This is a genomic window from Saccharopolyspora dendranthemae, from assembly GCF_007829955.1.
Lineage (GTDB): Bacteria > Actinomycetota > Actinomycetes > Mycobacteriales > Pseudonocardiaceae > Saccharopolyspora > Saccharopolyspora dendranthemae.
This window is the reverse complement of the sequence record NZ_VIWX01000007.1, coordinates 1-21,239: the sequence shown is the minus strand read 5'-3', so window position 1 is coordinate 21,239 and position 21,239 is coordinate 1. Positions and strand designations below refer to the sequence as shown.

Sequence of the window (21,239 nt, the reverse complement as noted above, 5' to 3'; positions counted from 1 at the left end):
TCAGGAGCGGCGTCGGCGGCGTCGCTGCGTGTCAGAGGCTCCGCCGTAGGCAGCGATGAGGTCGTCGACCGAGGTGCCCGCCGTGTGCGCGCCGGCCAGGTCGGGCGCCGGGCTCGGCCGCTCGTAGGCGGACCGGTCCGGACGCTGCGGTTCTGGACGCTGCGGATCTTGGCGCGGCTGTTCTTGGCGCTGCGGAAACGCCTGCGGCTCCGGGCGCTGCGCTTCTTGGCGCTGCGGCTCGGGACGCTGCTGTTCCGGACGCTGCGGGAAGGCTTGCGGCCTCTGCGATTTCGACGCCTGCTGCTTCGGCGAGTCGAGCGGCACCTCGCCGGAGAGCCGGGCCATCACGTCCGTATTCGCCGCAGCCGGGGCCGCAGCCGCAGCGGAAGCCGCAGCCGGGGCCGGGGCAGTTGCCTGGGCCGGGGCGGGCTGCTTCTGCTGAACCGGCTGGTGAATCGTCTTGGGGCGCTGAGGCCGGTGCTGCACGAGCTTCGTCTCGCCCTGCGAACGCTCCGGAAGGGAGCGAACCCGCGTGGACTCCGCGCGCAGCGCGACTCTTTCGAAGAGCACGTCCCCGCCGATCACCTGCTCCAGGGTCGTGCGCAGCTTGGTCAGCTCGGCCTGCAGCGCGCGGATCTGCTCGCCGGACTCCTCCGATGCGCGACGCCTCGCGTCGGCCTCGGCTTCCGCCTCGTGCTCGCGACGCGCGGCGATCTCGCGCTCCAGCTCCAGCTCGTAGATCCGCTGCTGGTCGGCGACGGCCTGCTCGCTCTCCGCCACCCGGTGCCGCAACCGCGCCACCGCGAAGGCGCCCAGCAGAGCCGCCCACAACGCCGCGATCAGACCGAGCCGGAGCATCCGGGCGTCGTTGCTGAGCACCAGCAACGACGTCGCCGCTGCGGCGAGCACGAGCGCACCGCCCCACAGGAGGTTGGATCGCCCGCTGCCGGGGTCGCTGTCGGTCGTGCCGCGCTCGGACATGGCGCCCACCGTACAAGGCGGTTATCAGTTCGAGATCTGAAGGTGAGCCAAACCCTTGGCACATTGCGCAGCGCAGCGGATCGGGCACTGATCCGAACGGACCAGCGGCTGCGGACTAGTCGTCCTCGTCGAGGTCTTCGGGGTCGTCCGGGTTGCGGAGGCAGTGCTCCAACCACAGTCCCGCGCCGATCAGCGCTGCCGCGCTGATCAACCCGACCACGGCCGCGGTGGAGTCCGACCGCGCGGCCTCCACCGTGCTCAGCATGGGCAGCAGGTGTCCGAGCAGTCCGATCCAGACACCGGCCATGATCGCCCCGGCCAGCGATGACGCCTTCGCCAGCGCGACCGCTCGTGCGGCGGTGAGCGACTCGATGGGCTCCACGCCGGGCTTGCGCCGCACGCGGGGCTTCAGCACGGCGGCGAGCACCACGTCCACGATCGCGATCAGCAACAACGTCGCGCCCGCGAGCAGCGGGAGCGGCGGGAGATCCCCGTACATCAGGCGGGAGATCAGGAAGACGACCGCGGCGGCCACCACCCCCGCCACGACCAGTTGTCCGGGCTTGGTGAAGGTCATCTGCTCAGTGCGCCGTGCCACGCCACCAGCATCCCACCTCCGCCACACCCGCGGACGGGTCCCCACGGCGCCAGAGGTCCTCACCGGCTCCTAGCGGAGAGTCAGGTCCGTCCTGAGGTGGACGTCGTCGACGTCCGAACTGGGGAGGGTCTTGAGGATGTCGGCGACCGGGCCGTGTCCGGGGACGTGGGCTCCGGGGTCCAGCGCCAGCCAGGGGATGAGGACCGTGGCCCGGGTCGGGGTTCCCGGGTGCGGGAGCCGGAGGTCCGGGTCATCGCTGCGAACCTCGCCCACGACGACCACGTCCACGTCCAGCGTCCTGGGGCCCCAGCGCTGCTCGCGGACGCGTTCGGCCTGCCGCTCCAGCTCCTGGGCGCGGCGGAGCCAGCCCCACTCGTCCACGTCCGGGGATTCCACGACGAGGATGGCGTTGAGGAAGTCGGGCTGATCGGTGACGCCCCAGGGCGCGGTCTCGTAGACCGGCGAGGCGGCGACCAGCACGTCCGCGAAGCCCTCGACCGCCAGGCGCAGGTAGCGCAGCCGGTCACCGAGGTTCGAGCCGAGGGAGAGGACCGCTCGGCTCACGCCGGTACCACGTTGCCGCGCCCGCCCCTGCGGGAGCGCCGGATGGTGACCGCGACGTCGGCGAAGGTCAGCGGGATCGGCGCGTGCGGTTTGTGCAGCGTGACCTCGGCGGCGTAGGCGCGCTCGTCCCGCATCACCTCGTCGGCGATCTCGGCGGCGACGGTTTCGATGAGGTCGCGGGACGGGCCGCCGACGATCCCGGCCGCCATCTCGGCGAGCTCGCCGTAGTGCAGCGTCTTGCTCAGGTCGTCGGTGGCCGCGGCGTCGGCCAGGTCGATCCAGACGGTGATGTCGACCGAGAAGTCCTGGCCGTCCTGCTTCTCGTGGTCGAAGACGCCGTGGTTGCCCCGGACCTGGAGCCCGGTCAGCGTGATCCGGTCAGCCAACGCACTCTCCTCCGCTGCGCCACTCGGCGGTCACGGCCACCGCGTCCAGCGAGCGCCGCACGTCGTGCACCCGCACACCCCACGCTCCCCTGTCCGCGGACAGGGCGGAGACCACGGCGGTGGCGGTCTCCCGGCCCTCCGGCGGGCGCGGCGCGCCGTCGCCTTCGGCCAGCAGCGAGCCGAGGAACCGCTTGCGGGACGCCCCCACCAGAACCGGGAATCCCAGGTCGACGAGGCTGTCGAGGTTCTGCAGCAGCTGCCAGTCGTGCCTGCCGGTCTTGGCGAACCCCAGGCCCGGGTCCAGCACGATCGCCTCCTCGGCGACGCCCGCCCGCACCGCCAAATCGACCTGCTTGAGCAGCTCCTCGCGGACGTCGGCGACCACGTCGCCGTACTCGGCGAGGGAGTTCATGTCCTTGCTGTGCCCGCGCCAGTGCATCAGCACCCACGGCAGTCCGGTGTCGGCCGCCACGTGCGCCATCCCCGGATCGGCGAGGCCGCCGGAGACGTCGTTGATCACCGACGCGCCCGCTCCCGCCATCGCGGCCGCGACCTTCGCCCGGGTGGTGTCCACGCTGACCGGCACACCGGCCTCCACGAGCTCGCGCACGACCGGCAGCACCCGCTCGATCTCGGTGGCCGCGTCCACCCGCTCCGAACCGGGCCGGGTGGACTCACCCCCGACGTCGATGATGTCCGCGCCCATCCGGTGCATCTCGACGCCGTGCGCCACGGCCGCCGCCCGGTCCAGGTAGCGCCCGCCGTCGGAGAAGGAATCCGGCGTGACGTTGAGGATCCCCATCACCGCGCAGCGCGTCGGATTCGGCAGCTTCGGGTGCATCAACGCCCCCTGATCAGCGACAGCGCCTCGGACCGGGACGAAGCCGAGCTGCGGAAGATGCCGCGCACCGCTGATGTCGTGGTCGTCGAACCCGCCTTGCGCACCCCGCGCATCCCCATGCACAGGTGCTCGGCGTCGATCACCACGATCACGCCGCGCGGCTCCAGCTTGCGCACCAGGGCATCGGCGACCTGCGACGTCAGCCGCTCCTGCACCTGCGGGCGCTTGGCGTAGAGGTCGACGAGGCGGGCCAGCTTGGACAGCCCGGTCACCCGGCCCTGCGAGTTGGGGATGTAGCCGATGTGCGCGTTGCCGTGGAAGGGCAGCAGATGATGTTCGCAGTTGTGCGTCAAATGCCCGCTGATCAGGAAAGTCGGGTGTGGTTCGCACTTGTAGCTGTACACCGTGTACGGCTTGGCCCCGTTCGCCTCAAGGCGCTGAACCGACTCGACCTTGACCCACTGCGACTCGATCAAGTCGGTGCGATGGGACTCCTGACTGAAGCCGTGCCGCAGGGGCCAGTCATCGGCGACCCACAGCCGCGAGACGTCGGGGCTCTTCTGCGTGAACCGAGCACCGAGCACCTGAGCAACGTCTGCCAGGAAGCCAGCGTTCATGCTCGTCAACATCCGGCCGCGCCCACTCTTCGACCGGAAGCCGTCGCCATCGACGTAGCCGTTCAGGAAGCCGCGGAACGTGATCTCGTTGGACATCACGACTCGCGGGAACCGCTGCCTCTGGTGATGCGCGTCGCCCCCCACGTACTGCCTCACCAAATCCGCCAAGTACGACGACACGACTCGCACTCGGAAGCCTTCGACCTGGCGTTGCAGATAACCGGACGGCCTCTCGACCTCTTCGATCGACGCATTGATACCGAAGGCCTGGTCGAGCGCGTAGGCGAATTGCTTCGCGAAGTCACGGTCGTTGACCACCAACGAGACGCAGGTGTCGCCCACCGTGCCGTCCGAGCACAAGGCGCCCAGGACGTAACCGAACTCGTATCCCACCATCGGCTGCCACCGCTGACGGCACAACTTCCTCGGCGGGGTCCACTCGATGTAGGTCCCCTCCACGTCCTTGGCTTCCTGCCAACCCTGCGGGGTTGCCAGCGGGTGATCAGGAGTGACCTGGAATCGACCCTTCTCCGTGACGACTTCGACGAGTTCACGCTTCTCATGGGAGCTCACCCCGACGACTTCGGTCTGCTCGACCTTGCCATCGACGAGGGTCCAGAAACGATCTCCGAGCTGGACGTCCCGAGCGCGCTTCGCTCCACCGACCAAGTTGACGGTTTGCTTGCTCGGCACGCACTGCGAGTACACCGGGATGTCGCGGACCAGGACGAGCTCTTCGTGGGCCTCGTCGAAGGTCTTGTCGAGGACCTCGTCCGGATCGGTGTAGAGCCCCGCGAACAGCTCGCGGTAGGCGCGGGCGACGCGCTGCGGCGTCTCCTTCAGGCCGTCGCGCTCGGGGTTCTCACCAGCCGCGAGGAGCAGTTCCCGGACCGCCGCCTCGGCGCGCGCCTGGTCGAACTGCGGGATGTGAAAAGAGCCGTCGGGGCGGGAGTCCCCCGCCCCGATCGGCTCATCGACCGTGTTGGTCACTGTTGCTTTCCTCCACTGGCTTCGCAGCGCCCGACGGGCGCTGCGCCCGCCAGTATCAGCGGCCGTTGTTGCCGCTGCCGTTGTCCCTGGACGAGTCCTGGCCCTCGGGCCGTTCGGACTGCGACTCACCCTTCTCGGACGACTGCTGGCCGCGCTCCCAGGAAGGGGTCCAGTTGTAGTTCGAACCGGACGGGTTGGTCGCCGGGGTCCATCCAGGGGGTGCACCGTAGTTCGGCGGCACCGCGGAGGGAACCTGCTGACCCGACTGCGGCTGCTGGAACTGCACCGTGCCCTGGTTGGCACCGGCACCTGCCGGCTCCTGCTCCTGGACCGGAGCGGGCGTGCCGTTCTGCAGCTGCTCCTCGGTGTTCTGCGCAGGCGCCGGGGTCGGCTCCTCCGTGACCGGGGGCCACGGTTCGCCGCGCTCCTTGGCCAGCTCACCCGGGGTCTTGATCGGCGGCTTCTCCGACGGGGTGCGCCCGCCGAAGTCGTTGAACGCGGTGATCCGCGGCCGCTTCTCGACCCGGGAGAAGATGCGCTCGAGGTCCTTGCGGTTGAGCGTCTCCTTCTCGATGACCTCCAGCACGAGGTCGTCGAGCACGTCGCGGTAGGTGCTGAGCACCTCCCACGCCTCGGTGTGCGCGGCCTCGATCAGCCTGCGCACCTCCTCGTCGATCTCGTGCGCGACCTCCAGCGAGTAGTTCGCCTGCTGGCCGGCGGTGCGGCCCAGGAACGGGTCGCCCTCCTCCTTGCCGTACTTGACCGCACCCAGCCGGGCCGTCATGCCGTACTCGGTGACCATCGCGCGGGCGATCTTGGTCGCCTGCTCGATGTCGCTGGAGGCGCCGGTGGTCGGCTCGTGGAAGATCAGCTCCTCGGCGGAGCGGCCACCCAGCGCGAACACCAGGCGACCGATCATCTCCGAGCGGGTCATCATGTCCTTGTCGTCCTCGGGGACGACGAGCGCGTGACCGCCGGTCCTGCCGCGCGGCAGGATCGTGAGCTTGTAGACCGGTTCCAGGTCGGGCATCGCCCACGCGGCCAGCGCGTGTCCGCCCTCGTGGTAGGCCGTGATCTTCTTGTCGCGCTCCGAGATGATCTTGCTCTTGCGCCGGGGTCCGCCGACGACGCGGTCGACGGCCTCCTCCAGCGCGACGGCGTTGATCAGCTGACCGTTCTCGCGGGCCGTGAGCAGCGCGGCCTCGTTGACCACGTTCTCCAGGTCGGCACCGGAGAAGCCGACGGTGCGCTTGGCCAGCCCCTCCATGTCGACGTCCTGCGACAACGGCTTGCCCTTGGAGTGCACGCCGAGGATCGCCTTGCGGCCCCGGAGGTCCGGCGCCGAGACCGGGATCTGGCGGTCGAAGCGGCCCGGACGCAGCAGCGCCGGGTCCAGGATGTCCGGGCGGTTCGTGGCGGCGATCAGGATGATGCCGCCGCGCGAGTCGAAGCCGTCCATCTCGACGAGCAGCTGGTTCAGCGTCTGCTCGCGCTCGTCGTGACCGCCGCCGAGGCCCGCGCCGCGCTGGCGGCCGACCGCGTCGATCTCGTCGACGAAGATGATGCACGGAGCGTTCTGCTTGGCCTGCTCGAACAGGTCGCGGACGCGGGAGGCGCCGACACCGACGAACATCTCGACGAAGTCCGAACCGGAGATCGAGTAGAACGGCACGCCGGCCTCGCCCGCGACCGCGCGGGCCAGCAGGGTCTTACCGGTACCGGGCGGGCCGTAGAGCAGCACGCCCTTCGGGATCTTCGCGCCCAGGGCCTGGTAACGGCCCGGGTTCTGCAGGAAGTCCTTGATCTCGTGCAGTTCCTCGACGGCCTCATCGGCACCGGCGACGTCGCCGAACAGCGTCTTGGGCATGTCCTTGGTCAGCTGCTTGGCCTTGGACTTGCCGAAGTTCATGACGCGGTTCCCGCCGCCCTGAACGTTGTTCATCATCCACATCAGCAGCAGCACGAGCAGGCCGATGGGGACGAGGTAGAAGAGCATCTGCACCCAGAACGAGTCCTGGGTGACCTTGGTGTTCCAGTTGGGCACGTTGGCGTTGCGAATCTCCCCGACCACCTGCTCGGTCGAGCCGGCGGGGTAGTTCGCGATCAGCTGATTGCTGCCCTGGAAGTTCTGGCCGTCGTTGAGGGTCAGCCGGACCCGCTGCTCCTTGTCCTCGATGGTCGCTTCTTTGACCTTGCCCTGGGTGATCTGCTCCAAGGCCTGCGAGGTGGAGACGTCGCGGTAGGCGCGAGTCTCGTCGAAGAGCACGCTGAACGCGTAGATCAACAGAAACGCTGTCAGGATCCACAGCAGCGGGTTGCGGAGCAGGCGCTTTCGGTCCATTCACTTGCGGCCGACGGGCGGCCTCGACCCTCCCTGACTGTTACTTCGGGTGACGGCCCCTGATGCGGACACCCACCGTCAACCCCTTCAGACCAGCGTACCGGCCGATGCGCGGGCACGACCATGCCGCGCCCAGCACAGGGCGCCCAGCCTACTAGGATCGCCCCGCCCCGAGCGGGCGGGACGATCGAATCGCCCCATCACACGCCCGAGGTGTAGACCCGCGGGTCGAGGGTGCCGATGTAAGGCAGGTCACGGTAGCGCTCTGCGTAGTCGAGGCCGTATCCGACGACGAACTCGTTCGGGATGTCGAATCCGACGTAGTTCACCGGGACGTCCACCTGCACGGCGTCGGGCTTGCGCAGCAACGTGCAGACCTCCAGGGACGCGGGGTTCCGCGACTTGAGGTTCTTGAGCAGCCAGGACAGCGTCAGGCCGGAATCGATGATGTCCTCGACGATCACCACGTGCTTGCCCGCGATGTCGCGGTCCAGGTCCTTGAGGATGCGCACCACTCCGGACGAGGAGGTGGACGAGCCGTACGAGCTGACGGCCATGAACTCCAGCTGCGCGGGCTGCGGCAGCGCCCGGGCGAAATCGGTCATGAACATCACCGCGCCCTTGAGGACTCCGACCAGCAGCAGATCACCGCCCTGCCGGTAGTCCTCGTCGACCTGCTTGGCCAGCTCCGCGACCTTGTCCTTGATCTGCTGCTCGGTGATGAGCACAGAAGCGATATCGCCGTCGTACACGGCTCGGCTTCCCCTCTTGTCGGATCAACAATTCCCCAAGCCGGAGACCCGCCCCGACGATCGTGCCGGTGCACCGTCAGCCATTCGGCGGCTTGCGGTCCGCCGTCTCCACCCGAAGCCTGCCATGCGCTCGGCGCAGCACAAAGTCACCCGGGAGCGCCGGACCGCCCTGGCCCCGCCACTCGGCGATGAGCGCGTCGGCCGAGCGCAGGTGCGCATCGGTCATTTCGGGCACGCCTTCGGCTCTGAGCCAGTCCCGCAGCACGCGTCGCCGAATCGCGGCCGGGAGCTCCCGCAGCGCACCGCAATCCAGGCCTTGATCGGCGCGGACGCGGGAGAGCTCCGCCTCGGCGACGGCCTCCAACGCCTCGGAGTCCTCGCGCAGCTGCCGAGCGGTGCGGGCCAGCGCGCCCGCGACTCCGCCCTGCAGCACGTCCTCCAGCAGCGGGAGCACCTCTGTGCGCAACCGCACACGGGTGAAGCGGGAGTCTGCGTTGTGCGGGTCCTGCCACGGTTCGAGGCCCTGGGCCCGGCAGGCCGCCTCGGTGGTGGCCCGGCGAACCGGCAGGAACGGACGTGCCCACGGCTCGTCGAGCGACCGCATGCCGGCGATCGAGCGGGGACCGGAGCCGCGACCGAGCCCCATCAGCACGGTTTCGGCCTGGTCATCGAGGGTGTGTCCGAGCAGAACCAGCGAACCGCTGGGGCGTTCGGCCCGCAGCGCGGCGTAGCGCGCCTTGCGCGCGGCAGCCTCCAGACCGCCCATGCCGTCCACGGCGACGTCCGCGATCTGGGCGGGAAGCCCCAGCCCGGCCAGCTGCTCGACCGCTGCGTCCGCGACCGCTTGCGAGCCCACCTGCAAGCCGTGGTCGACCACGATGGCCTGCGCGCTCGCTCCGACCTCGCGGGACACGTGCGCCACCGCCGCGGCCAGCGCCAGCGAGTCCGCTCCGCCGGAGCAGGCCACCACCAGCGGAGCGCCCTTGAACGGCGCGGCCTCAGCGGAATCCAGCAGCCGCCGCACAGCGGTCCGCGTCTCACTCACTACAGGCTCAGGCGGCATCCCCCGATTCTCCCCGCCAGGTGCGGACCCGCGCGGGTGGGAGAGGTCAGCCGTGAACCCGGCGGATCCAGGCCTCCGGTTCGGTGATCTCGGAACGCGTGGGGAGGTTGTCGGGCTGCGCCCAGACCGCGTTGAAGCCCGTCATGCCGACCCGGTCCACGACGTGGTCGGTGAAGGCCGCGCCCTGCGCGTACTGGCGGATCTTGGCGTCCACGCCCAGCAGGCTCCGGAAGATCCGGTCGAGCAGACCGCCCCCGTTGCGGCGGTCGGTGAAGCGCTGCCGGATGGTGCCGACGCTGGGCACCACCTGCGGCCCGACGGCGTCCATGACGTGGTCGGCGTGGCCTTCCAGCAGCGTGGAGATCGCGATGATCCGGTCCAGCGCGGCGCGCTGCTCCGGCGACTGGAGGAGCTCCAGGACGCCGACGATCCCGGGGCTGGAATCCGCCCGGCTGCCCGAGCGCGCCTCGCGCACCACGTTCGGCAGCCTGCTCAGCAGCTCGGCGTTGCCGCCGTCCATCTGGGAGAGCAGCTGGCCGAGACCGGCGGCGAAGTGCTCGCGCAGCCACGGCACCGCGTTGAACTGGAGCCGGTGCGTCGACTCGTGCAGGCACACCCACTTGAGGAAGTCGTCGGAGGGCACGCCCAGCGACTGCTGCGCGGCCACGATGTTCGGCGCGACCAGCAACAACCGCCCGCGCTGGCCCTCGACGCCGGACTCGCCGTAGGGGTCGAACTGGCCCAGGACCTTGCTGCCCAGGTACGCGAGCACCACCCCGGCCTGCATGCCCGCGCTGCGAGCGCTGATCTCGCCCATGAGCTCGCCGCGCGCGGGCAGTGAATCCGCAGTGGACAGGGCGGCACCGGTCAGCTCGGCCAGGCCGAAGGCCGCACCGCGCGCCCAGTCCGGCCGGTCCACGACGTCGCCTTCCACGACCGGCAGGTCCAGCCCCAGGCCGGTCAGCTCGCGGACGTGGGTCTCGGCTTCGACGCTGAACCGCCGCAGCGAGCGCACGGCCCGCTCGGCTTCCGCCCTCGGAACCTCCGGTCCCGGCCTCATCAGCCGGACGGCGGTGCCCACGGCGACGTTCCAGTCCAGCGCCCTGGGCGTCTCAGCGGACGGCAGGGTGGCGAGTCGGGCGTTCACGTCCCCGACGGTACCCGCCGGGACGCTCCAGAGGTATCAGGCTTTCGTGCCGTGACCAGGGGTTAAGGATCTCTCCACCGGGGAAGCTCGCTCAGCGGCGCAGGTCGCGCGCTCCTCCGGTGCTTCAGCGGCAGCCGCAGCCGCGCAGGGCGTCCGCGATCTCGTCCAGGGCCGGGCGGGCGACCACGGAACTGGTCCCGTTGGACATCATCGCGAAGACCAGCAGTCTCCCGTCCTCGGTGACCACGCTGCCGGCCAGGCTGTTCGCCCCGTCGAGGGTGCCGGTCTTGGCGCGGACCCAGCCCTGGCCGGGACTGCCCTGGTAGCGGTCGGCGAGGCTGCCGCTGCCGCCCGCGATGGGCATCCCCGGGAGCAGGTCGCGCAGCTTCGCGGAGCTCTCGGGCAGCGCGCCGCCGGGACCGGCGGAAGCGGTCGCCCGGTGCATGAGCTGACCGAGCAGCTGCGGCGTGATCCGGTCGTCCAGCGACAGACCGCTGCCGTCGGCCATCGTGGTGCCGTTGAGATCGAACCCGTTGCGCTGCAACACCTCTCGCACGGCCTGCACCCCGCCGGCGAAGGACGGTTCCTTGCCGGTGGCGATGGCGACCTCGCGGGTCAGCGCCTCAGCGAGGACGTTGTCGGAGTGCTGCAGGACGTTCTCGACCAGCTCGCTCACCGGCGCTGAGGCCACGTGACCGAGCACCTGCGCGTTGGCCGGGGCACTGCCCGGTGCCGCGGTCGCCGCGCCCAGCCGCTTCGCCAGCTCCTGGCCGGCCTGCAGCGCGGGGGTGGCGGAGCGCGGGGTGTAGTCCTTGGCCGGGTCCTCCCGGGCACCGTCGAGCATCACCGGCTCCATCGGCGCGTAGTACCCACCGGCGACGTCCTCCGGCAGCCAGCCGGGCGCCGCGGTCGGTCCCCGGTAGCGGCTGGTGTCGACCAGCACCGTGTTCACGTTCCCGCCGGAAGCGGCCTTGACCTGCGCGACCAGGTCGTCCAGCTTCGGCGCGCCCGGGTACACCGACTCCTGGCCGCCGGACAGCTTGGACAACGTCGGGTCGCCGCCCCCAACGAGCACCACCGTGCCCGGCTGGCTGCCGCGCACCACCTTCGTGGTCAGCCGCGCGTCGTGGTCGAGGGCGAGCATGGCCGCGCTCATCGCCAGCAGCTTCCCGGTCGAGGCGGGCATCAGCGCCTGCCCCGGGTTGCGCTGCCACAGCACCTCGCCGCTGCGGGCGTCCATCACGGTGCCGCCGAACGTGCCCAGCGCCGGATCGGCCGTGGGGCCCGCCAGCGCCGCGCTGATCCCGGACCGCCCCGGAACGGGAGCGTTCTGGCGCAGCGGCTTGATCTCGGGGTCGAGGCGAACGGGCGCGGGCGGGTCGGCGATCTGGGTCTTGCTCAGCGCGTCGACCAGCGAGGGACCGAACGCGACCCCGGCTCCCAGCAGCGCGACCAGTGCGATCGCGACTCCGATCAGCGGACCGCGCCCTCTGCGCGACGTCGTCGTCCCGGTCGGCTGCGCCTGCGACGGCACGCGCTGCGGAACCGCGCGCGAGGCGTGCGGGTCGGTGGCGTCCTCGGGCTGGTACGGCGCCTGCGGCGTGGAGATCCCGGCGAAGTCCTCCGGGCTCGCGTAAGCCGGCTGCGCGGAGGGCGGCTGCGCGGGTCGCGGTCCCGGCGCGGGCGGCGTGAGCCCGCTCGCCGGGTCGGCCTGCGGGACGCCGAGGCCCGCGAAGTCGGCAGCGGACGCCGTGCGCGGAGCGTTGAGATCGACCTGGTCGATCCACTGCGTCTGCTCGGCCGCCGACTCCGGCGGGGCCGATGTCCGCAGGTCCCGGAGGTCGATGCGGCTCGTCTGCTCGGCCGCGGACTCCGGCGGCTCCTGCTTGCCGTCGGAGTCCAGCGCCTCGTCCAGCGCGCCGCGGGAGATCTGCTGCGTCTGCTCGGCCGGGCGCTCGTCGGGCTCGGCGGCGGTCTCGTCGGCCGGAATCGCGGCGATCATCTGCGTCTGCTCGGCCGGACGTTCCTCCGGCTCCGCCACCGGTTCCTCGGCCGGAACCGCAGCGATCATCTGCGTCTGCTCGGCCGGGCGCTCCTCCGGCTCGGCCTCCGTCTCCGGAGCCTGAGCCTCCGGGGCCTGAGCGGCGGGCCACTCCGGCTCTTCCGCGGTGTCGGGGTCCGGCGTCTCCGCGGTTCCCGACTCGGCTTCCGGCGCGCTCGTCTCGTCCGCGACGACGTCGCTCGCAGCGGCGGCGTCCTCGTCGACGTCGGCGGCTTCAGCTTCAGCTTCGGCTTCGGCTTCGGCTTCGGCGGCGTCGGCGTCGGCGTCGGCGTCGGCGTCGGCGTCGGACTCATCGGCTTCGGTGGAAGCGGCGTCGGTGGAAGCGGGCTCAGTGGGAGCGGCCTCGGACGTGGACGTGTCCGCCTCGGCGGGCTGCTCGTCCGTCGAGGACTCGTCCTGGTCGGTCGAGGCGGCGACCTCGACGGGCTCGGGTCCGGTTTCCTCCGCCGAGGTCTCGCTCTCAGCCGCGGAATCCTCGGGAGTCGACTCGTCGGCATCGGAACCGGCGTCCGCGGAATCGGGGGACTCGCCGGATTCGGCCGGGTCCGCGTCGGGCGCCCCCTGCTCGGAGGCATCCGCCGCGCTCTCCTCGGCCGGCTCGTCGCCGGAGGTGCCCGCCGCGTCGTCCGACTCCTGGTCAGAGCCTTCGGTGTCCCCGGACGTCGCAACGTTCTCGTCCGACCCCGACCCCGCGTCCTCGGACTCGGACTCGGACTCGGACTCGGCGGCAGTCTCCTCGCCGGAGTCCTCCGGGGAGTCTTCGGCGGGTTCCGAGTCCGCGTCGGAGTCGTCCCGCGCCGGCTCATCGGCCGCGGGCTTGGCGAGCTTCTGCGTCTCGGCGACGGAGCTCTGGACGTCGGCCTTCCGGAGGCTCACGGTGCTGTCAGCATCCTCGGAGCCGTCGGTGAACAGGCTTCCCGCGACGCGGACGGTGGCGGTCGGCGCGTCGGCCGATGTGGTCTTGGTCCCAGTACCGGGCGTGCTCGAACCGGTCTCGCCCGAGTCCGTGGTCGCTTCGTCGGTTCCGGCGGCATCGCCGCTCCCGGTGCTCACTCGGTGCTCCGCCGGGTCGCTTTCGGGCGGGGTGTTCTCCGACATCTCAGCAGCTCGATCCGGGGACGGCGCAGCGGTGCGCGGCCGGTCATCCTGGTCCGGCGAGCCCGCTCGGACGTCGGTTTCGGACACCTCACCCCGGGTGTTCTGGGGTTCGGGCACGTGCTCCTCCTCGACTGGAGGTCAGATTGCCAGATTGCGAGCTCTCACACTGCGGTGGGGCCTGGGCCCCGAGCGTGGTCCACACTAGACGTGGTCGCGCGCGCGAGCGGGCGGCTGCATCCGACGCAAGACGAGTGAGGAACCGCGTGGACTTCGACGTCACGATCGAGATCCCCAAGGGGAACCGGAACAAGTACGAGGTGGACCACGAGTCCGGGCGCATCAAGCTCGACCGGACGCTGTTCACCGCGACGCAGTACCCGGCCGACTACGGGTTCGTCGACAACACCCTGGGTGAGGACGGCGACCCGTTGGACGCCCTGGTCCTGGTGCAGGAGCCGACCTTCCCGGGTTGCCTGATCAAGTCGCGCGCCATCGGCATGTTCCGCATGCGCGACGAGAAGGGCGGCGACGACAAGGTCATCTGCGTTCCTTCGGACGACCCGCGTCAGGAGCACCTGCGGGACATCCACCACCTCTCCGAGTTCTACAGGCTGGAGATCCAGCACTTCTTCGAGGTGTACAAGGACCTGGAGCCGGGCAAGAGCGTGGAGGGCGCCACGTGGGTCGGCCGTTCGGAGGCGGAGGCCGAGATCAAGAAGTCGTACGAGCGCGCCAAGGAATCGGGTCACTGACCTCGTTCCCGGGCAACACCGGAAGACCCTCCTCGCCGATCGCGTGGAGGGTCTTTTCGTGCCCGGAGGTCTTTCCACAGCCTGTGGACAACTATCCCCACCCCTGTGGATGACTGGGGACAACCTGTGGAAGAACGCTCATCTGCGTCGCGTCATCGCAGGTCGCGGCACTCGTTCGAGGGGAGAACCGTCGATCCGCCGCAGCACGACCACGGGTTCCGGCGATGCGTGTTTTCCACAGCCCTGGACGTACGGCCGCCGCCGCGCCGGTGGGTGGAACCAGTCCATCTCGGCCTTGGCCCGAGCCACCGAACGCCTGCGCACCACGTAGCGCCGCAGCCACCGCGCCAGCGCCACGACCACGACTCCCGCCGCGATCAGCATCAACCACCCCATCGCACTCCTCTCTCCGCGAAGGGGATGCCCGCTCGGCGAGATCATGATGGCGTTCCGGCGCGAGATCACCCTGATGGCCCCAAATTCAACGCACGTTGATTTCTCGTCTCGCGCAGAGTTATGGTCGAGCCGACGCGCACGAGGGGGTGGTCGCCATGCAGGTGCTGCGACTGGACGAGGTTCGTGCTGGAGCGGGTGAGGCGGTCGGCGGCAAGGCGGCCAACCTCGGGGAACTGATCGGTGCCGGGTTCCGGGTGCCACCGGGCTTCGTGATCACCACCGAGGCCTACGAGCGGGTCTGCCAGGTCGCCGATCTCCTCGACGGACTGCCCGGTTCGGCCGGCGCCATCCGCGAGCGGATCTCCACCACCTCGCTCCCGGCGGAGCTGGCCGCCGCCATCACCGACGCCTGCGCCGAGCTCGGCCCGGGACCCGTCGCGGTGCGCTCCTCCGCGACGGCCGAGGACCTGCCGCACGCGAGCTTCGCCGGCCAGCAGGACACCTACCTCAACGTCGTCGGCGGCGAAGCGGTGCTGGACGCGGTCCGCCGCTGCTGGGCTTCGCTGTGGACCGATCGCGCGGTCTCCTACCGCGAGGCCAACGACATCGAGCACGCCGGGGTCCGGCTCGCGGTCGTGGTGCAGCGGATGGTCGACGCGAGCGCCGCGGGCGTGCTGTTCACCGCGGACCCGGTCACCGGGAACCGCGACGAGTGCGTCATCGACGCCAACACCGGCCTCGGCGAGTCGGTCGTCTCCGGTGCCGTCACCCCGGACCACTTCGCGGTCTCCGCGGCAGGACGGGTGACCGGGCGCCTGGGCGACAAACCGACCAGCGTGCGCGCCGTGACCGGCGGCGGCGTGGAGACCGTGGCCCAGGACTCGGCGACCGCGTCGATCAGCGACGAGCAGGCCCGCGAACTCGCCGCGCTCGGGCGGGAGGTGGCGCGGCACTACGGCTCGCCGCAGGACCTGGAGTGGGCGATCGGCGCGGACGGCATCTGGCTGACGCAATCGCGGCCGATCACCACCCTGTTCCCGCTGCCGGAGGAAACCGAGGACGGCCTGCGGGCGTACCTGTCGGTCAACGTCGCGCAGGGCGTCTACCGCCCGCTGACGCCGATGGGCATCGCGACGCTCGGCCTGGTGGCCACCGGTGTGCTGCGCCGGCTCGGCCTGCCCGCGCCGGGTGTCCGGCCGGGGCTGTTCCGCCCGGCCGACGGGTGGCTCTTCCTGGACATCACCGGCACCACCCGCAACCGGATCGGCCGCGCCGTGCTGCCCCGGCTGCTGGCCGCGGCCGAAGCCCGCACCGGGCGCGTCTACGAGTCCTTGCTGGACGATCCCCGGCTGCCGCTGGACCCGGGCGTCCCGTGGCGGACGGCGCGCGCCCTCGCCAGAGTCCTCGCGCGCAACAGGATTCCGATGCTGCTGGCGGGGGTCCTGCGCTCCCCCGCGCGCGCACGCGACGAGGCGTTCCGCAGGGTCGACGCACTGCGCGCCGACCTCGCCGCCCCGAACCGACCACCCCGCTGGACCGGCTGAACACCGCGCGGCACGCGCTGCAGCGGGCCACCGCCTCGTGCATGGCGTGGGTGGCTCCGCGGATGATGCCGATCCTGCTGCTGTCGCGGCTGCTGCCACGGCTGACCAGGGCCGACGAAGCCGAGATCCACGTGGTCCTGTCCGGGATCCCGCACAACGTGACCACCGAGATGGACCTGGAGCTGTGGGCGATCGCGCAGCACATCGGGCCCGACGTCGACGACCTCACCACCCGCTACCTGGACCGGAACCTGCCCGCTGACGTCCTCTTCGGACTCGACGACTTCCTGGCCCGGCACGGGCACCGGACCGCGGGCGAGATCGACGTCGGCGTTCCGCGCTGGTCCGAGGATCCGCACCAGGTGCTGGCGCTGGTGGAGAACTACGCGCGCACCGGCGGAGCCGGGCACGACGCGGCGCGGCGCTTCCAGCAATGCGCCGAGGAGGCGCAGGTGATGGCGACCGAGATCGTGTCCCGGTCGCCCAATCGGCTGCACGCCAGGTTCGCGGCGTTCCTGCTCGACCGGGTCCGGCAGCTGGCCGGGATGCGCGAACTGCCGAAGTACTGCGCGGTGCTCGGAATCGCCGCTGCGCGCAGGCATCTTCGTGCGATCGGAACCGAACTCGCGGGAACTGGCCAGATTGCGAACCCGGATGACGTGTTCTTCCTCGACTACGAGGAGCTCTCGGAGTTGATCGAGGGTGCCGACCACCGCGGTCTCATCGCCGACCGCAGGGAGGTGCACGAGCGCGAGCTCCGCCGCAAGCACCTGCCGAGGCTGCTGCTCTCCGACGGGACCGAACCGGAAACGCTGCTGACGGTGGAGAAGAGCGACGGAGCGCTGCACGGGACGTCCGCCTCGACGGGCACGGTCACCGGAGTGGCGCGGGTCGTCCGGGATCCCGCGAAGGCGCGGCTCGAACCCGGCGACATCCTCGTGGCGCCCTCCACCGACCCGGGGTGGACGCCGTTGTTCCTGACCGCTTCCGGCCTGGTCATGGAGATGGGCGGCCCCAACTCGCACGGCGCGACCGTCGCCCGCGAGTACGGAATCCCCGCGGTGGTGGGGGTTCCCGACGCCACCACGCGCATCGTCGACGGTCAGACGGTCACCGTCCACGGCTCCGCGGGCACCGTCGAGTTCTGAGGGCGGAAGTTCGCCGCACCACGCTCGTCACGCACGAGGGCGGTGCGCGCCGGGAAGCGCGCACCGCCCTCGGGTCACGTCCTCGCCGGGAGGGGCTGGGCGAGGTGTGAACGTCGTTGGTTCGGGGGCCTTTCACCCGTGTCGGCCGGCGGGAAGGGGATTCGCCGGCACCTCAACGGGCGGGCAGGAACGGGGAGATTCAGTTGCCGAGCTGGGTGGCCGAGCCGAGCGGGCCGTGGGAGACCACGTCGGTGACCTTGTCCAGCGGGGAGCCGGCCTTGCCGGTCAGGCCCTGGACATCGCTGACGACGGGGAGGCCGCCAGCCAGTCCGCTGACCGGGTCGCCGCTCTTGCCCGCGGGCAGCGGAGCGCCGCCGAGCTCGGTGTTGCTCTCGAGCGCGTTGCCCAGGGTGTCGCCCACGATGTTGGTGGGCGCCTGAGCCTGACCGGGCTTGGTCTGCGGGACGGTCTGGGTGACCTGGTCCAGGGTTCCGGTGAGGGTGGTGGGCAGTGCGTCGGTCGCACCGCTCTTGCCGACCGGCAGCGAGCTCGCCAGCGGCAGGCCGCCGGCGACGTCGGTCACCGGACCGAGAGCGTCGAGACCGGGCAGACCGCTCTTGCCGACCGGAAGCGAGTCCGCCACCGGGAGGCCACCGGCGACGTCGGTCACCGGACCGAGAGCGTCGAGACCGGGCAGACCGCTCTTGCCGACCGGAAGCGAGTCCGCCAGCGGCAGGCCACCGGCGACGTCGGTCACCGGACCGAGGGCATCGAGACCGGGCAGGCCGCTCTTCCCCGCGGGAAGGGTGGAACCGACCGGCATCGGCACCTCGTCGAGCGCGGACGACGGGTCGAGGTTGTGGGTGTGACCGGTGCTGGCGTCCTGCACCGCGTCGACGACGGGCTTGACCAGGCCCGCGGCCGGGGTGCCGCCGACGACCTGGCTGACCGGGTCGCCGGAGCGGCCCGTGAGGTGCTCTTCCAGCGGAACCACGTCACCGACGGTCTTCTGAGCCGACGCGAGGGTTCCGGCGGCGTGGAACGCGGTGTTGGCCACGCCGTTGTCCGTGGGCAGCGATGCCGGCAGCTGCGGGGTTTCGGCAGCTGTGGCCGTGGCTGCGAAACCAACGGCACCGGCGCCACCGGCCAGCACGGCGGCCGCCGCGGTAAAGGTGCGCTTCATCGCAATGCTCCTCTCTGCGCACAAGCCGAGTCCTGTGCGCTCGGCGGAGATTACGGAAGAAGGCCCTGCCACTATTCAGCGATCACTTACGTAGGAAATATCAACAATCGGTGATCGCCAAGCACGACCCGTTCTTCACCATCGAGGGAAGGCGCACCGATCTTGATTACTGCTTGAGCCCGTCGCCGACTGCCGACGGCAACCGGCGAGCCCGTTCGGCGCGCAAAGCCTCGACGGCTTCGGCGAATTCGGCGTACGCCTCGCGCTCCGAGCCGAAACGGCGGTAGCGGCCCACTCGCAGTTCCACGGATTCGTACTCGCGCTCGAGCGCGTCGGCGGTCTCCTGCCAGGACGCGGCCCGGTCGCGGTGCTTGGTGTAACCGGCGTAGGCGGCGGACACCGCGACCAGCAGGCTCAAACCGATGGCGAACCACCGGATCTCCGGAACAGCGGCCGCCGTCGCCGTCGCCGTCGCGGCGACGATCGAGACTCCGATGACCACGCCCTGCAGAGCGCTGTCCTTCCAGCGGTCGCTGCGCGCCTCGTGGCGGTAGCGCTCGATCAACTCCGGCAACTGCGCCCGGTAGCGCTTGTGCGCGTCGAGCAGGTCGCCGGTCCCCAGTTCGTCCAGCAGTACTTCGCGGTGCGCGCTTTCCAGCGCGCGCAGGTCGGTGTCCACCGCGCGAACCTTAAAGTGCTGCCGGTAGACGTACATCGCCGCCACGCCCGCAGACGCGGCGGCGATCACGAACGTCACCACGGCGGGCACCACCGAGGCCGATAACGCCAGCAGCGCGGACCCCACCGCCGCCAGCAGCAGGTTTCCCGGGATGGCCCACGCGAGCAGCAGCCGCTGCACGATGCGCTCCCGGTAGAGCTCCTCGGAGCGCTGGGCGATCCGACGCTCCCAGTCCCCCTGCTGGCGGTCCTCGGCGAGCACCCCACCGCCGATGATCCCGGCCGTTTCCACTCGCTCCATCACATGTCCTTCCAGCGCGTTAGTGCGATCGAAGTGGCTCCCGGAGTTCCACGACAATCGGCCAGGAGGGTGACTCTCGACTGGTCCTTTAGGTCCATTATCGACTGCGCCGAGTGATCACCGCTGGACTCGAACGCCGCGAACCTCGCAATACCCGGCAGTGATAACAGTGAGTGGCGCGATGCCGGAGAGTTCTACGCGGGTTCCGGGCCTCGACACTGTGGCAGCGCCGCCGGAACACCGTTCAACCGGGTGGGCCGAACGGGTTCCGGCGGCGCGCCGATGCGCTGGAGCTACGCCAGCAGGGCGAACTCCGCCGTTTTCGCGGGTTCCTATTCCGCGGGCCAATCGGTCAGCAACCGCGCCTCTCCGTAGAAGGAGACCGGGTCGACCGGCTGCCCTCCGATCTCGATCTGGAAGTGCAGGTGCGGACCGGTGGATTGACCGCGATTGCCCATCGTGGCGATCAGATCACCGGGTTGGACCTTTCGGCCTACCTCCACCTGGGCCGAATCGATGTGCCCGTAGGTGGAAACCGTGTCGTTGGCGTGCGCGATTCGGACCCACAGCCCGTAGCCGCTGGCCGGGCCGGAATCGATGACCGTGCCCTCCGACGCCGCCCTGATCGGCGTGCCGATCTCGTTGGCGATGTCGACGCCCTTGTGCATCTCGCCCCACCGCATCGCGAACCCGCTGCTGATCACGCCGCGCGTCGGGGCGACCCACGGTGCGGGCCTGCGAGCTGGTGGTCCTGATTCGATCGGGGGTACGGCCGCGACGTGGGCGACTTGCTGCGTGGCCGGGATATTCCGCTCGGGGTGGGCATCCTGCACAGCGACCGTCGCAGCGGTGATTCCGCCGGCGCAGATCCCGGCGGTGAGCAGGAAGCCGAGAACATCATGTACCAAGGGTCTTTCTCGAAATGCCATTGTGCTTCACTCCTGGCACCGTCGGCGCCTTGCGCCTCTCGGTTCGGTGAATTCCGGTGGCATACGCCGGATGAATTCGATCCGGCGTCGGGGCAGCCCGAAATGAATTGGAGCCGAGCCCGTCGTTCCGTGCATTTCCGGATAACCGATCACGATGTCCCGACTTGTGTTCAACGGCGACGAGTGGACCGCCTCGGCAATCCACCACAAGAATCAACCCGAGCACCGAGAGTTCCCTTCTTCCGCGATTCCCGGTGAACACCTCGGAGGCGGTCCCGCTCGGTCCGGGGAGAGGACACGGAGGGTGCATGGTGGTGAAGGAATTTCCGATAAGAACCCCGGAACGCCTTTCCACCCAACCGAGAGTCACCCGAACAGGTCAAAACCGAAGGGCGCCCCGGCGCGTCGGCACGCTCCGCGGCTTCGATTCAGATCGCGGGTGCCGCCGTTCCACGTGTCAGGCTCGGCACCGGCGAACCGACCCCGACCACTGCTCGGGCCGACGAGCAGTGCGAGCACCTGGAGGGACGCGACATGGACGAGGACCGCATCGAGACCCGGGCCGTGCACGGCGGCGAGCGTCGGCCGGGCCCCGAAGGTTCGGTGGTGTACCCGATCTACCAGGGCACGGTGTACTCGGTGCCGAGCGGAACGGACTACCACGACCTGCGCTACCTGCGGTTGAACTCGACCCCGTCGCAGTCCTACCTGCACGACAAGCTCGCCTCGCTGGAAGGCGCCGAAGCGGGCCTGGCCACCGCGTCCGGGATGGCGGCGATCTCGACGGCGCTGCACAGCGTGCTGCGCAGCGGCGACCACCTGCTGGTCGGCGACTGCCTCTACGGCGGCACGCACGACTTCCTCACCC

General features: G+C 70.4%; 18 protein-coding genes and 2 pseudogenes. 4 read left to right on the top strand and 16 right to left on the bottom strand.

Going from position 1 to position 21,239, the window contains the following annotated elements:
* The 12 genes and pseudogenes from FHU35_RS26830 to dacB all read right to left on the bottom strand — a co-directional run bounded on the left by FHU35_RS26830 (window position 1) and on the right by dacB (window position 13,557).
* A complete protein-coding gene (locus tag FHU35_RS26830; protein WP_246110603.1) occupies window positions 1-981 on the bottom strand; it encodes a DUF6779 domain-containing protein in 981 nt (326 codons plus the stop codon).
* Between the two features lie 115 nt (window positions 982-1,096).
* A complete protein-coding gene (locus tag FHU35_RS26825; RefSeq protein ID WP_145745378.1) occupies window positions 1,097-1,558 on the bottom strand; it encodes a DUF3180 domain-containing protein in 462 nt (153 codons plus the stop codon).
* Between the two features lie 90 nt (window positions 1,559-1,648).
* The gene (gene folK, locus FHU35_RS26820) at window positions 1,649-2,143 is read right to left on the bottom strand and encodes a 2-amino-4-hydroxy-6-hydroxymethyldihydropteridine diphosphokinase (protein ID WP_145744767.1); all 495 of its coding nucleotides are present in this window, start codon (window positions 2,141-2,143) and stop codon (window positions 1,649-1,651) included.
* Window positions 2,140-2,529, bottom strand: coding sequence for a dihydroneopterin aldolase (gene folB / locus FHU35_RS26815; protein WP_145744765.1), 390 nt, complete (start codon window positions 2,527-2,529; stop codon window positions 2,140-2,142). The genes folK and folB overlap by 4 nt, the downstream gene beginning before the upstream one ends.
* On the bottom strand, window positions 2,522-3,370 hold the full coding sequence (gene folP / locus FHU35_RS26810; protein WP_145744762.1) for a dihydropteroate synthase: 849 nt from the start codon (window positions 3,368-3,370) through the stop codon (window positions 2,522-2,524). Before folP ends, folB begins: the two co-directional genes overlap by 8 nt.
* Window positions 3,370-3,711 (bottom strand): annotated as a pseudogene (gene folE / locus FHU35_RS26805) (GTP cyclohydrolase I); the annotation flags it as partial. The pseudogene folE and the gene folP, both read right to left, overlap by 1 nt.
* 969 nt (window positions 3,712-4,680) lie before the next feature.
* Window positions 4,681-4,953: pseudogene (locus FHU35_RS26795) on the bottom strand (GTP cyclohydrolase I); the annotation flags it as partial.
* Between the two features lie 79 nt (window positions 4,954-5,032).
* Complete coding sequence (gene ftsH / locus FHU35_RS26790) at window positions 5,033-7,318, bottom strand: ATP-dependent zinc metalloprotease FtsH (RefSeq protein ID WP_145744761.1); 2,286 nt, start codon at window positions 7,316-7,318, stop codon at window positions 5,033-5,035.
* A 200-nt stretch (window positions 7,319-7,518) separates the two neighbouring features.
* Window positions 7,519-8,070 (bottom strand): hypoxanthine phosphoribosyltransferase, encoded by a 552-nt coding sequence (gene hpt, locus FHU35_RS26785; RefSeq protein ID WP_145744758.1) that lies wholly within the window; start codon window positions 8,068-8,070, stop codon window positions 7,519-7,521.
* A 76-nt stretch (window positions 8,071-8,146) separates the two neighbouring features.
* Entirely contained in the window at window positions 8,147-9,133 is a 987-nt protein-coding gene (gene tilS, locus FHU35_RS26780) for a tRNA lysidine(34) synthetase TilS (protein WP_145744756.1), read from the bottom strand.
* A gap of 46 nt (window positions 9,134-9,179) precedes the next feature.
* A complete protein-coding gene (locus tag FHU35_RS26775; RefSeq protein WP_145744754.1) occupies window positions 9,180-10,280 on the bottom strand; it encodes a zinc-dependent metalloprotease in 1,101 nt (366 codons plus the stop codon).
* 124 nt (window positions 10,281-10,404) lie between these two features.
* Complete coding sequence (gene dacB / locus FHU35_RS26770; RefSeq protein ID WP_145744752.1) at window positions 10,405-13,557, bottom strand: D-alanyl-D-alanine carboxypeptidase/D-alanyl-D-alanine endopeptidase; 3,153 nt, start codon at window positions 13,555-13,557, stop codon at window positions 10,405-10,407.
* A 146-nt stretch (window positions 13,558-13,703) separates the two neighbouring features.
* On the opposite strand from dacB, the gene FHU35_RS26765 reads away from it, so the two are divergent.
* On the top strand, window positions 13,704-14,192 hold the full coding sequence (locus FHU35_RS26765; RefSeq protein WP_145744750.1) for an inorganic diphosphatase: 489 nt from the start codon (window positions 13,704-13,706) through the stop codon (window positions 14,190-14,192).
* A gap of 138 nt (window positions 14,193-14,330) precedes the next feature.
* Here the strand turns inward: FHU35_RS26765 and FHU35_RS26760 are convergent, their stop codons facing one another.
* Entirely contained in the window at window positions 14,331-14,588 is a 258-nt protein-coding gene (locus FHU35_RS26760; protein WP_145744747.1) for a hypothetical protein, read from the bottom strand.
* 155 nt (window positions 14,589-14,743) lie between these two features.
* Here FHU35_RS26760 and FHU35_RS30070 point away from each other — a divergent pair, with 155 nt between their 5' ends.
* Together FHU35_RS30070 and FHU35_RS30065 are read left to right on the top strand one after the other, a co-directional pair.
* Window positions 14,744-16,132: a PEP/pyruvate-binding domain-containing protein gene (locus FHU35_RS30070; protein ID WP_246110602.1), complete on the top strand. Its 1,389-nt coding sequence runs from the start codon at window positions 14,744-14,746 to the stop codon at window positions 16,130-16,132.
* Between the two features lie 41 nt (window positions 16,133-16,173).
* On the top strand, window positions 16,174-17,280 hold the full coding sequence (locus FHU35_RS30065; RefSeq protein ID WP_246110601.1) for a PEP-utilizing enzyme: 1,107 nt from the start codon (window positions 16,174-16,176) through the stop codon (window positions 17,278-17,280).
* A gap of 199 nt (window positions 17,281-17,479) precedes the next feature.
* Here FHU35_RS30065 and FHU35_RS26750 read toward each other — a convergent pair whose 3' ends face one another.
* The 3 genes from FHU35_RS26750 to FHU35_RS26740 form a co-directional block, all read right to left on the bottom strand.
* Complete coding sequence (locus FHU35_RS26750; RefSeq protein WP_145744745.1) at window positions 17,480-18,463, bottom strand: hypothetical protein; 984 nt, start codon at window positions 18,461-18,463, stop codon at window positions 17,480-17,482.
* Between the two features lie 166 nt (window positions 18,464-18,629).
* Window positions 18,630-19,442 (bottom strand): SLATT domain-containing protein, encoded by an 813-nt coding sequence (locus FHU35_RS26745; RefSeq protein ID WP_145744743.1) that lies wholly within the window; start codon window positions 19,440-19,442, stop codon window positions 18,630-18,632.
* Window positions 19,443-19,774: 332 nt separating this feature from the next.
* On the bottom strand, window positions 19,775-20,350 hold the full coding sequence (locus FHU35_RS26740; RefSeq protein ID WP_246110600.1) for a M23 family metallopeptidase: 576 nt from the start codon (window positions 20,348-20,350) through the stop codon (window positions 19,775-19,777).
* Between the two features lie 555 nt (window positions 20,351-20,905).
* On the opposite strand from FHU35_RS26740, the gene FHU35_RS26735 reads away from it, so the two are divergent.
* On the top strand, window positions 20,906-21,239 hold a 334-nt coding region (locus FHU35_RS26735), incomplete at its 3' end, for a PLP-dependent transferase (protein WP_145744739.1).